This window comes from Paenibacillus melissococcoides (assembly GCA_944800085.1).
GTDB lineage: Bacteria > Bacillota > Bacilli > Paenibacillales > Paenibacillaceae > Paenibacillus_B > Paenibacillus_B melissococcoides.
Map to the genome: position 1 here is coordinate 785,700 of CALYLO010000001.1, position 12,773 is coordinate 798,472.

The window sequence follows — 12,773 nt, forward strand, 5'->3', positions numbered from 1 at the left end:
CCGCGTGCCCGCGGGCCCGCGATGGCCCGGCGGGCGCATGGCACGGAAGCATAGACGCCGTAGAGGGCGAAGAAGGGAGAATCATCACGATGGATAAGATTAGAGTGATTCAGCAAATTCAAGAGCATGGCGTCGTCGCCGTACTGCGGGGAGACTCCCCGGATGAAGTGGTGGAGATGGCCGGACAAGCCATCGAGGGCGGCATCCGCATTATCGAGGTGACGATGACCGTTCCCCATGCCCTCCATGCGATAGAGCAGCTCCGGAGAATGTATTCCTCGAAATCCTCCGGCAGCGACCGCTTCGCGGTCATCGGCGCCGGCACCGTGCTGGAGCCGGTTACGGCCCGTTCCAGCATTTTGGCGGGGGCCGAGTTCGTCGTCGGCCCATCGCTCCATCCCGAGACGATCGCGATGTGCAATCTGTACCGCGTGCCCGTACTGCCGGGCGTCATGACGATCGCGGAGGTGCAGCGCGCCCTCGAGCTGGGGGTTGACGTGATGAAGCTGTTCCCGGGCAATCTGTATGATCCGTCCATCATCAAGACGATCAAAGGCCCGCTGCCGCAGGCTAACCTGATGCCGACCGGCGGCGTCGATGTCCATAATCTGGGCGATTGGATTCGGGCGGGCGCGTTTGCCGTCGGGATCGGCTCGGATTTGACCAAGGAAGCGAAGGCGTCCGGCGATCTTTCTCTCATCCGCCGCAAGGCGGAACAGTATATGGAAGCGTTCCTCCGCGCGAAGGAGCAGATCGCCCGCGGATAAGCGAATCCCCTGTCTGTCCGGTACGTTGGAATCCGGGCGGAGAGGGGTTTGCCCCTTGGCGAGTCCCTCTCTTCCCGCCCGTTCATAAAACGTTCTCCGCCCGGAGGCATATGGCAACTGTCTGCCGCATACAATATGTCACCCGCGATATAGAAGTCTGCATGTACATACGGAAGTGGGCATCACTGTGCCGGATGCGCCGCTCTCCTGTGTACTTTTTTCCTGTCACAAGATGTCCATTCGGCTTCCGGCCGCCTATGATCAATGTCATACCTGCCGGCCGGCTTCCCATATAACCTGTATTCAACCACGTCATATTCAGACCGGTTACGAGATTAGCGTGCTGGAGGTCTGTTCCGCGAGCCGCGCGACAGGCCGTCCTCATCCGAATCTGGCCCCGTCTCCTGGCGTGCTTCGCCTTCCTGCGGGAGCGGGGGAAAGGAGATGAAGCATTTCAATGGTCAACCTGCCCAAAGTCAATGAGCTCGGATTTTATGAAATTCGCTTGGAATCGATTGGAGGACTGGGCGCGAACCTGGCCGGCAAAATGCTGGCCGAAGCCGGCGTCACGGGAAGCGGATTGAATGGCGTCAGCTTTTCCTCCTACGGCTCCGAGAAGAAAGGATCTCCCGTTAAAGCGCATATCCGCTTCTGTCAGCCCGAGACCCGCATCCGGGATACGACTCCGGTCGAACGGCCCCATATTGTCGGCATATTCCATGAAGCCCTGGCGAAAACGGTCCATGTCACGAACGGAATCTACCCGGACAGCCTGGTGCTGGTCAATTCCTCGTCCGACCCGGCCCGTCTGAAGGATAAACTGCGCCTGCCCTGCGGCACGATCGCGGTAGTCGACGCGATCGGCATCGCTTTGGATGAAGGGAACCGGGTCAACATGGCGATGCTGGGCGCCCTGTTCCGCCTGTGCGACTTCCTGGACGCGGAGCATATGAAGGGCGTCATCCGCAAGTCGCTGGAATCGAAGTACCCGCAAGCCGTCCAGCCGGCGCTGAACACGTTCCAGCGCGGTTACGACGAGGTCGTCTTCCAGACGTTCGCGCTGCCGGAGGGAGAGACTCTCCCCGGACCGGTGCGTTGGGATACGCCCACGCTGGGATATGAGACCCAGCCGATCGGCGGGACGGTCATCAATCCCGGCAACTCCGTGCTGAAGGATCTGAGCATTTCCCGCGCCGGCATGATGCCGCATTTCTTCGAAGATAAATGCATTCATTGCGCGGCCTGCGACAATGTATGCCCCGACTTCTGCTTCGTCTGGGAGGAGAAGCCGGACAAAAAAGGCCGGCTCCATATGTTCCTCCAGGGAATCGATTATCAATATTGCAAGGGCTGCCTGAAATGCGTCTACGCCTGTCCGACCGAAGCGCTGTCGAGCGAACGGGAAGAGGAAGGGTATGCGGATGCCCATCGGATGCCGCATCGGTTCGCGTTCGCCAATCCAGCGCAGCAGTAACCGGCGGGAAGCTTGCAGGCAAGCGATGCGCACCCGCGCACGCCTGCTTCCGCCGGAGCGGGCGGCTTCCGGAACGGCATTGCCGATGGCAGGCGCTTGATGGAGCCGCCCATGACAGTATGAATGGCAAGGGGGAAGAGAATCCGTGGCAATCGAGTATGATAAGGAAGCCATGCCGTCCCGCGTGGAGCAGCGCATGGTATACGAATCGGGCAATGAGATGGCGGCCTATGCCGCCCATCAGATCAACTATCACATTATGGGATATTATCCGATCTCGCCGTCTACGGAGGTCGCCCAATTCCTGGACTTGATGAAGGCGGGCGGAAAGCATGACATTAAGCTGATTCCGGCCGACGGCGAGCACGGCTCCGCCGGGATCTGCTATGGCGCCTCGACGGCGGGCGGACGGGTGTTCAACGCGACGAGCGCCAACGGCTACCTGTATATGCTGGAGCAGATGCCCGTCCAATCGGGAACGCGCTTCCCGATGGTATTGAACCTGGTCTGCCGCTCGGTCTCGGGGCCGCTCAACATCCACGGCGACCATTCCGATCTGTATTTCGCCCTCAATACGGGTTGGCCGATTCTGCTCTGCCGGGATCCGCAGGCCGTCTATGATATGAACATTATGGCGATTAAGCTGGCCGAGGATCCGGAGGTGCGGCTGCCGGTGATGGTCGCGTTCGACGGCTATTTCACTTCGCATCAGAAGCGGCGCGTTCAGACGTTCGCCCGCCGCGAGGACGTGCAGCGGTTCATCGGCGAGCAGCCGGTGAGAGGGTTCGCGGATACGCTGGATCGGAACAATCCGATCACGGTCGGCCCATACATGAACGAGCCGGATTACATCAACAACTGCTATCAGCAGTCGATGGCGATGTACAAGGCCGGAGAGGTGTTCGATCGCATCCGCCGGGAATATGCGGAGCTGACCGGACGCGATTATCCGGTGCTCGATCTGTACCGGATGGAAGACGCGGAGGTGGCCGTCTTCCTGCTGAATTCCGCGGCCGAGATTATTAAGGACGTCGTCGATCAGCTGCGGGAGCAGGGCATCAAGGCGGGCGCCGTCTCGCCGAATATGATCCGCCCGTTCCCGGCGAAGGAGATCGCCGCCGCGCTGGCCGGCGTCAAGGCGGTGACCGTCGGCGACCGCGCCGATTCGTACGGCGGCCATGGCGGCAATATGGTGAACGAGGTGAAGGCGGCGCTCTTCACGCACGGCAACCGCGGCACGCTTGTCATCAGCCGCATCTACGGCCTGGGCGGCAAAGATTTCTATGCCGAGGACGGCCACGAGATGTTCCGGTGCGCGCTGGAGGCGGCTGCTGCCGGCGCGGTGGCGCGGCCGTTCGACTATATCGGCCATACGCCGGGGGACCCGGCCGCCGCGCCGAAGCGCGTGCTGGAGCCGATGAAGGTTGAGGATCTGAATTCCGGCCTCATTACGGTGAAGCAGGACGAGGAGACGGGCAAGCTGAACGTGCGGATTCCGCCGCTGCGGCAGTTGACGAAGAAGCCGAAGCGGATTGCGCCGGGTCACGGGGCATGTCCGGGCTGCGGCATCTTTTCGGGGCTGGAGCTCTTTTTCAAAGGGATCGAGGGGGACATCGTCGCTCTCTTCCATACCGGCTGCGCGATGGTCGTGACGACGGGATATCCGTACTCCTCGCATAAAGCGACCTATATTCACAATCTGTTCCAGAACGGGGCGGCCACGCTGTCCGGGGTCGTCGAGATGTTCTGGGAGCGCAAGCGCCGCGGCGAGCTGGACGAACTGAATCTGCCGGATGACTTCACGTTCGTCATGATTACCGGGGACGGCGGGATGGATATCGGCATGGGGCCGGCCATCGGGGCCGCGCTGCGCAATCACAAAATGATCATTCTCGAATATGACAATGAAGGCTATATGAATACGGGAGCCCAGTTGTCCTATTCGACGCCGATCGGGCACCGGACCTCTACCTCCAATGTGGGCAAGGCGCAGACGGGGAAAATGTTCCACCACAAAGATACGGCGCAAATCATGGCGGCGACCCACATTCCTTATGTGTTCACGGGAAGCGAGGCATTTCCTCAGGACCTGTTGAAGAAAGCGGCCAAGGCCCAGTGGTACGCCCGCAACGAGGGGCTCGTCTACGGGAAGATTCTCATCACGTGCCCGCTCAACTGGCTGTCCGAGGATCGGATGGGCACGCAGATCGTCCAGGCGGCCGTCGACTCCTGCTTCTTCCCGCTGTATGAAGTGGAGCGCGGCGTCACGACGATAACGTACGACCCGGAAGAGAAGAACAAAAAAATTCCGCTGCTCGACTGGCTTACGCTGATGGGCAAGACGAAGCATCTGGCGAAGCCGGAGAACGCGGATCTGCTGGGCGTGTTCGAGCGGGAGGTCGAACGGCGCTGGAGCGTGCTGCGGGCGAAGCATGCGCATCCTGATTTGTAATCAGGCCAAGAAGGTTAGGTTAGGGCGAAAGAAATATAGAGACAGATATACACAGGGACAGGGCGGGCTTCCGGAAGGAGGCTTCGCCCTGTTGCGTTTTATCCGCCTCTCTCGTGTCCGGAAGGGCGGAGGCCTCTCTGGGTTGGGGGAGGACCGTTTCCTTTTCCTCCCGTCCTCGTTCGGCTATACTGGAGAGGACGAAGAAACTTGAGGGGGGCCGATGCAAAAATGAAGATGGACATGTTGGATGCGGACGGCCAAGCCCATGCCGCCGAGCTGGCAGACCGGCTGGGCCGCAGCCGTTATACTGTATTTTTTGGCGGGGCCGGGACATCGACGGAGAGCGGAATCCCTGATTTTCGCTCTGACCGGGGGCTGTTCTCGGCAGGAGAGGCGGAAGCGTTCGCGTATCCGCCGGAGATGATATTAAGCCGATCCTTTTTCGAGCGGGATCCGGTGACCTTTTACTGCTATTACCGGACGAAGATGCTGCATCCCGGCGCGCAGCCGAGCGGCGCGCACCGGACGCTGGCCAAGCTGGAAGAGGACGGTATCGTGAAGGCGGTCGTCACGCAAAATATTGACGGGCTTCACCAAGCGGCAGGCAGCCGCGAGGTGCTCGAGCTGCATGGCTCGGTGCACCGGAACCGCTGCATGGCATGCGGGGCGGAGCATGAACTCTCCCTTGTCGCGGAGAGCCAGGATCCGATTCCGCATTGTCCGGGATGCGGGGGCATGGTGAAGCCGGATGTGGTGCTGTACGAGGAGGCGCTGGATGAGGAGGTTATCAACCGCGCCGTGGAGCATATCCGGCGGGCCGACCTGTTGATCGTGGGCGGCACCTCGCTGAATGTGATGCCGGCGGCCAGCTTCGTCCGGCTCGCCGCCGGTGCGGATATCGTGATTGCGAACCGGACGCCGACGAGCATGGACTACCGCGCGGCCGCCGTATACCGGGAGCCGATGGGCGCGCTGTTCGAGGCCGCATACGAGATCATGGCGCAACGAAAGGGGTAAGGCATCATGTGGATGATGGGAATCGACCTGGGCACGACGAACCGCAAGGTCGGCTTATACGAAGATAACGGCCGGCTTGTCGCCAAGACGAGCCGGCCGACCCTGACGGAGGACAGCGGGGAAGGCTATGTCGTCTATCGGCCGGAGGCTATGTGGAACGATATCGCGGCGATGATTCGCGAGCTGACGGACGCCCATCCGGACAAGCCGGTGTCCTGCATCGGCATCACGAGCATGGCGGAGAGCGGCCTGCTCGTCAACCGCCGCACCGGGGAGGTGCAATCCCCGCTGCTGCCTTGGTTCGAGACCTGCTCGGCGCCGCAGGCGGAGCGGATCCGGAAGGAGGGCACCCCGTTGGAGCTGTTCCAGCGCACCGGTCTGCACCTGTCGTTCAAGCACGGTCTCGCGAAGCTGCTCTGGCTCCAGGACCGGGACCCGGCGATGCTGCGGGACGCGGTCTGGCTGTCCGTCTCCGGCTACGTCGCTTACCGGCTGACCGGGGCGATGGCCTTCGATCCGTCGCTCGCCACGCGCACCTTCGCCTACGATATGCGGCAGCACGGCTGGGATGAGCCCTGGATCCGCGGCTTCGGCCTCGATCCGGCCATCTTCCCCGACGTGCTGCCGAGCGGCGCGACGCTCGGGACGGTCCATCCGGAGCTGGCGGACCGGCTCGGGCTGAGCGGCGGCACGAAGGTCGCCATCGGCGGCCATGACCATGTCTGCGCAGCCCTGGCGGTGGGCGCCATCGAGCCGGGCGATGTCTATGTCTCGATGGGGACGGCCGAGACGCTCGTCGGCACGATGGCGATGCAGCCGCTCGGCCAGGCCGAGTTCGAGACGGGCCTCTCGTACGGCTATCACGTCGTGCCGGGCTGCGGCTTCTGGATGGGCGGCAACGCCTCCTCCGGCGGGGCGGTCGAATGGATTCGCCGCCTGCTGGCCGATGAGGCCCTTGCCTATGAGCAGATACAGGAGTTGACCGCCGGCATCAACGACGGGCCGGGCGAGGTCATGTTCTTCCCGTATTTGTCGGGCAGCGGCGCGCCGCATCCGAATTCGAAGACGCGGGCCGCCTTCATCGGCCTGGAGAAATCGCATGGCAAGGCGGAGCTGCTGCGGGCGGTGCTGGAAGGGACGGCCTATCAGCTCGAAATGATCCGGCAGAGCGCCGAGCGCACTTCCGCCCATCCGATTCGGCGCATGAACGCGGTCGGCGGCGGCACGCAGCTGGCGGCCTGGCTGCAGATGAAGGCGGATATCGCGAACAGCACGCTGCTCGTGCCGCCGATTGAGGAAGCGACGATGCTGGGGGCGGCCTGCGCGGCCGCGCTCGGCGGGGGGCACTTCGGGAGCGCGGCCGAGGTGCGCCAGGCGCTGCAGAGCCGCGGCGTACAGGCGTATGAGCCGGACGCGGAGCGGCATGAGCGGTACCGCCAGGCCTATGAAGAGGTGTACGTGCCGATGGCGGCGCATTTGCGCGGCCTGAAGAAATAATGCAATGCGGAACGAGAGCCGCAGCCGCGGAGGTTGATTTTGCCGCGGGCTGCGGCGTTTTTGCGCGTGGATAAGCGCCGGGGAGCAGGTTGGGCTTGTGGAGAAGGTTAGATGGGAAAGGCGAACGGGAGGAGGGGAGACGCGGGGATTGGGGGATAGGTGTGAGGCAGACAACCCTTTACGGCATTCTCCCCTTCCGTCAGGCAAGCAGGCACAGGGTTGCTGCTCCTTGCATGACTCTCCCCTCTGGTCAGGGAGCGCGAGTAGAGGGGCGGCCGCAGGCTGGCCAATGGATTCCTGACGGAGCGGGAGAATGAGGATAGGCCGCGGGAAAGGCAGTGCAACCAGGCCCGGGGAACATGGTGTTGCGCGGTGTCAGGGACAAAGCGGAGCCGGCGGGCTTACGGCTTGTCCCTGTAAGCATTGACGGGGCCTATCCCCGGGAGCCGCTGCCGGAGCCTCCCGGCGGAGAGAACTTGGACCGGTACGCCGTAGGCGATTGATGATAGAAACGGCGGAACTGCCGGGAAAAATATAGCGCATCCGGAATGCCGACCGAGGCGGCGATCTGTTCGATGGTCAGATCCGTCCGCTCGCGCAGGAGCTGGCGCCCTTTGTCAATCCGCAGCTTCAGCAGGTAGGTGACTGGCGTCATCTCGGTCACCCGCTTGAAGATGCGGGACAGATACGCCCGGCTGTAGCCGAGGCTGTCCGCAATCTGCTCGATGGACAGCGGATAGGCGTATTGGGTGGACATCATGTGAATCATCTGCCGCACGGTGTGCTCGATCTCGGACTCGGGCTTCAGCCGCTGCCCGGCTTCCGGTTCGGCCTGGCGGTCTGCATAATCGGACAGGATGAGATGCAGGCAGCCGAGGGCCGTCAGATGGGCGGAGGACCGCCGGAGCTGGAATGCGGCGCGGATCCGCTCCATCCATTCCGGCGCCTCCGACTCAGGCCCGGCCTGAACGACCGGACTTCCCGAGGCGAAGCCGGCGGCGCTAACCAGATCGGCTGCCCCTTCTCCCTGGAACGCAATCCAGCGGTAGTGCCAAGGCTTGTCCGCATCGGAAGCGTAGCTGACGAGGCAGTTCGGCGTGATGAGGAACGCGTCGCCCGGTCCCAGCTCGTAGGTGACGCCTTCGCTCGTGAACGTTCCGTACCCGCCCATCACGTGATGAAGCAAATAGTAATCGACCAGCTTCGGGCCGAGCTTATGTGACGGCCGCGTCTGGCTCTCGCCGGAAAACAAGACATGAAGGCCCCGGCAGCCGGCCAGCATCGGATTGGAGGCGACGGTGTATGTCTCCGGCGCGGCCGTGACCGGTTGGTCCGGCTGTCCTGGGGCAGCATGGTCTGTCATGACATGTCCTCCTTCTTGTCGTTCACGCTACCTGTTCGGCGGTGAATTCCGTTCTTTTTGAAACGCGTATTATCAGCATTATACCATAGACCTTAATGAAGGTCATATTTGTCCATATCATGCGCACATCATTGTATTACATGCCCGGCTCGGATTGAGTATGCTTGTAGCAGAACGGCATACGGTGCAAACGCAAAGCAATCGCAAATAAAATGCAAATAATTGGAGGAGGTCATCGTCATGGATGCTCGGCAGTTGGCGGATCGTTTTGAGGAACAATATGGGAGCGGTGAAGGAGAGGTCCGTTTTTTCCATGCTCCAGGCCGTGTGAACCTCATCGGCGAGCATATTGATTATAACGGGGGGTATGTGCTTCCGGCAGCGCTGGAGTTCGGCACGACACTGTTGATTCGTCCGCGGTCCGACCGCATGCTCCGGCTGTCTTCGACGAATTTCCCCTATCCATTGACGGTGGCGGTCGACGAGACGGCAGACGCCAAGACCGGGGAATGGACCGATTATCCCGTCGGGGTCGTCGTGGAGCTGGCGAAGTCGGGACGGGAGTTGAGCCGGGGCTATGATATTTTGGTGCATGGCGACATTCCGAACGGAGCGGGGTTGTCCTCTTCGGCATCGCTCGAGGTCGCCGTGGCCTATGCGCTGCTGACGCTGGAAGGCCATCCGATCGACCGGACGGATATCGCGCAGCTGTCCCAGCGGGCGGAGAACCGGTTCGCCGGCGTCAACTGCGGCATTATGGACCAGTTCGCCGTCGCGAACGGCAAGCGGGATCATGCCATTCTGCTGATGTGCGACACGCTCGAATTCAAGCATGTTCCATTCCGGACGGAAGGCTACAAGCTTGTGATCGGCAATACGAACAAGCGGCGCGGGCTGTTCGATTCCAAATATAACGAACGCCGGGCCCAATGCGACGAGGCCGTGCGGGAGCTGCGGCAGGCGTTCCCGGAGCTGGAGCTGCTCGCTCAGCTGGATGCCGCGCGCTATGAAGCGAACAAGCATCTCATTCGGGATGAGACGGTGCGCAAGCGGGCCGCGCATGTCATCGCGGAGAACGGGCGGGTGCTGCAGTCGGTCGAGGCGCTGCAGCGGCATGATCTGGAGCGGTTCGGCCAGCTAATGATCGCATCGCATGAATCATTGCGCGATCTGTACGAGGTCAGCTGCGAGGAACTGGATGTGATGGTCGAGGAGGCGCTTCGCATCGAAGGCACGGCCGGCTCGCGGATGACGGGGGCCGGATTCGGCGGCTGCACCGTCTCGCTCGTGAAGGAGAGCGCTGTCCCGCGCTTCATCGAGCATGTCGGGGAGGCGTATCAGCGGCGCACCGGCTTGGCGGCCGAATTCTATGTATGCAGCGTCGGCGACGGCGTGAAGGAACAGGACTGCGGCGACAAGCTTGCAGCGGAGGGGGAATAAGCAATGGCAGTACTGGTTACAGGCGGGGCAGGCTATATCGGCTCTCATACGGTGGCGGAATTGCTGGATCGCGGCGAAGAGGTCGTCGTCGTCGATTCGTTGGAGACGGGGCATGCGGACGCGGTTCTTGGCGGCACGCTCCATGTCGGGGATATACGCGACAAGACGTTCTTGGAGGGCGTGTTCCGGCAGCATAAGTTCGATGCGGTCATTCATTTCGCCGCGTACTCGCTTGTGGGAGAGAGCATGAGCAATCCGGCCAAATATTATGACAACAATGTGCACGGCACGCAGGTGCTGCTGGAGGTCATGCAGCAGTTCGGCGTGAAGCGGATTGTCTTTTCTTCCACGGCCGCCACGTATGGCGAGCCGGAACGGACGCCGATCGAGGAGACCTTCGTGACGAATCCGACGAATGTGTACGGAGAGACGAAGCTGACGATGGAGCGAATGATGCGCTGGTTCGACCGGGTGCACGGCATCCGCTACGTCTCGCTGCGCTACTTCAATGCCGCCGGCGCGCACGAGAGCGGCCGCATCGGGGAAGACCACCAGCCGGAGACGCATCTCGTGCCGATCGTGCTGGAGACGGCGCTGGGCAAGCGCAGCGAGATCGCGGTCTTCGGCAGCGACTATCCGACGCACGACGGCACATGCATTCGCGACTATATTCATGTCAGCGACTTGGCGGACGCGCATTTGCTTGCTGTCGACTATTTGCGCAAGGACGGGGCGAGCGAGATTTTCAATCTGGGCAGCGGCAACGGCTGCTCGGTTCTCGAGGTGATCCGGACGGCGGAGCGGGTGACCGGCCTGACGATTCCAACGGCGCTGCGCGAACGCCGGGCAGGCGATCCGGCTGTCTTGATCGCTTCCGCGGATAAGGCGAAGGCCGTGCTCGGCTGGCAGCCCAAGCGGGACAATATGGAGAAGATTATCGAGAGCGCCTGGCGCTGGCATCAAGCCCATCCGGACGGATACGCCAAATAAAAGGGGGAGGACATCATGGCGAACGAGCAACGGGCAGGAACGCAAGCATCGGAGCAGCCGGATGGAGGACGGGCGGCGCAACGGCCGGAAGCACCGACACAGCCGGATGGAAGTGACACGGCGCTGCGGCCGGAAGCGTCGGCACATCCGGATGGAGTGCGAACGGCGGAACGCACGAATACGGCGCGGATGGCGGAGCTGATCGAGAAGCTGGTTCGCTACGCGCGGAACCGGAATATGATCGGAACGCTGGACATGCCGTATGCGCGCAATCAGTTGCTGGAGCTGTTCCGGTTAGACGAGCCATGTGAAGGATATTTAGCCCCGGAGTGGAGCGATGTTCCGGATGCACCCCAGGAGCTGCTGGAGGCGCTGCTGGATGGGGCCGCCGCGAGCGGGCTGCTGCCGGACAATACGACGACCTGGCGGGATCTGCTCGACGCCAAGGTGATGGGGCTGCTTATGCCGCGCCCGTCGGAGACGGAGGCCCGCTTCCGGACGCTGTCGGCGGAGCAGGGGATTGCCGCCGCGACGGACGACTTCTATGCCTTGAACAAGAACAGCAATTATATCCGGATGGATCGCATTCGGAAAAATAAATATTGGCTGCACCCGAGCGAATTCGGCGAGATGGAGATGACGATCAATCTGTCCAAGCCGGAGAAGACTCCCCAGGAGATCGCCCAGGCCGGACAGGCCGCGGCCGCCGATTATCCCCAATGTCTGCTGTGCCCGGACAATGTCGGCTATGCGGGCCGGGTCAATCATCCGGCGCGCCAAAATTTGCGCATCATTCCGCTGGAATTGAACGGAGAAGCGTGGTTTTTCCAATACTCTCCTTATGTCTATTATAATGAGCATAGCATCGTGTTCCGGAAGGAGCATGTGCCGATGAAGCTGACCCGGGACACGTTCGCGCGGCTGCTGGCGTTCACCGAGCAGTTCCCGCATTATTTCATCGGCTCGAACGCCGACCTTCCGATCGTGGGCGGATCGATATTGAGCCATGATCATTTCCAGGCGGGGCGGCATACGTTCCCGATCGAGAAGGCGCCGGCAGGGCAAGCGCATGTTCATGCGGCGCATCCAGGCGTCCGCGTCGGGGTGGTCGACTGGCCGATGTCCGTTCTCCGCCTGACGGCGGACGAACAAGAAGCGCTGCTGAATGCGGCTGACGATCTGTACCGGTTCTGGCAGGACTACAGCGATGAGGCAGCCGGGATCCTCGCCTGTACGGAAGGCCCCGGCGGGCCGACGCGGCATAATACGGTTACGCCGATCGTCCGGCGCCGGGGGGAACGGTATGAGATGGATCTCGTGCTGCGCAATAACCGGACCGATGAGGCGCATCCGGAAGGCATTTTCCATCCGCATCGCCATCTTCACCATATCAAGAAAGAAAATATCGGCCTGATTGAAGTGATGGGACTGGCTATTCTTCCCGGACGTCTGCTGGCGGAGACCGGAGCGATTGCCAAGCTGTTGGCCGGGCAGAGAGATTGGGAGACGGCGCGCGCAAGCTTGACGGATGAGGATCCGCTCAAGCCGCATGCCGCCTGGATTGACGAGCTGGCCGAGCGTTATGGAACCCGGCTGGACGAAGCGGAGGCGAACCGGGTCATCCGCCAGGATATCGGCTGCAAGTTCGTCGAAATTCTCGGCCATGCCGGCGTCTTCAAGCGGGATCGCGCGGGACGCGAAGCTTGCGCCCGCTTCCTGGCGCAAGCCGGGTTCAAGGCGCAGGGCTGAGCCGGCTCTGCTGGCTGGAACGGA

At 62.0% G+C, this 12,773-nt stretch carries 9 protein-coding genes; 8 read left to right on the forward strand and 1 reads right to left on the reverse strand.

What is annotated here, in order from left to right; genetic code table 11:
* The first annotated feature begins 89 nt into the window (after positions 1-89).
* The 5 genes from OCY70_RS03665 to OCY70_RS03685 all read left to right on the forward strand — a co-directional run bounded on the left by OCY70_RS03665 (position 90) and on the right by OCY70_RS03685 (position 7,207).
* On the forward strand, positions 90-767 hold the full coding sequence (locus OCY70_RS03665) for a bifunctional 2-keto-4-hydroxyglutarate aldolase/2-keto-3-deoxy-6-phosphogluconate aldolase (protein WP_213425799.1): 678 nt from the start codon (positions 90-92) through the stop codon (positions 765-767).
* A gap of 457 nt (positions 768-1,224) precedes the next feature.
* Entirely contained in the window at positions 1,225-2,241 is a 1,017-nt protein-coding gene (locus tag OCY70_RS03670; protein ID WP_213425798.1) for a 2-oxoacid:acceptor oxidoreductase family protein, read from the forward strand.
* 145 nt (positions 2,242-2,386) lie between these two features.
* On the forward strand, positions 2,387-4,693 hold the full coding sequence (locus OCY70_RS03675) for a thiamine pyrophosphate-dependent enzyme (protein WP_373871397.1): 2,307 nt from the start codon (positions 2,387-2,389) through the stop codon (positions 4,691-4,693).
* 228 nt (positions 4,694-4,921) lie between these two features.
* Complete coding sequence (locus tag OCY70_RS03680; protein ID WP_213425797.1) at positions 4,922-5,710, forward strand: NAD-dependent protein deacylase; 789 nt, start codon at positions 4,922-4,924, stop codon at positions 5,708-5,710.
* 6 nt (positions 5,711-5,716) lie between these two features.
* Positions 5,717-7,207, forward strand: coding sequence for an FGGY-family carbohydrate kinase (locus OCY70_RS03685; protein WP_213425796.1), 1,491 nt, complete (start codon positions 5,717-5,719; stop codon positions 7,205-7,207).
* Between the two features lie 433 nt (positions 7,208-7,640).
* Here OCY70_RS03685 and OCY70_RS03690 read toward each other — a convergent pair whose 3' ends face one another.
* Complete coding sequence (locus tag OCY70_RS03690) at positions 7,641-8,570, reverse strand: AraC family transcriptional regulator (RefSeq protein WP_213425795.1); 930 nt, start codon at positions 8,568-8,570, stop codon at positions 7,641-7,643.
* A 240-nt stretch (positions 8,571-8,810) separates the two neighbouring features.
* Between OCY70_RS03690 and OCY70_RS03695 the strand changes: the two genes are divergently transcribed.
* Genes OCY70_RS03695 through OCY70_RS03705 form a run of 3 tightly spaced genes read left to right on the forward strand, consistent with a single transcriptional unit; the run spans position 8,811 to position 12,749 of the window.
* A complete protein-coding gene (locus tag OCY70_RS03695; protein WP_213425794.1) occupies positions 8,811-10,010 on the forward strand; it encodes a galactokinase in 1,200 nt (399 codons plus the stop codon).
* Between the two features lie 3 nt (positions 10,011-10,013).
* Positions 10,014-11,000: a UDP-glucose 4-epimerase GalE gene (galE, locus tag OCY70_RS03700; RefSeq protein WP_213425793.1), complete on the forward strand. Its 987-nt coding sequence runs from the start codon at positions 10,014-10,016 to the stop codon at positions 10,998-11,000.
* A gap of 15 nt (positions 11,001-11,015) precedes the next feature.
* Positions 11,016-12,749, forward strand: a complete 1,734-nt coding sequence (locus OCY70_RS03705; RefSeq protein WP_261944580.1) for a UDP-glucose--hexose-1-phosphate uridylyltransferase — start codon at positions 11,016-11,018, stop codon at positions 12,747-12,749.
* Positions 12,750-12,773 lie beyond the last annotated feature (24 nt).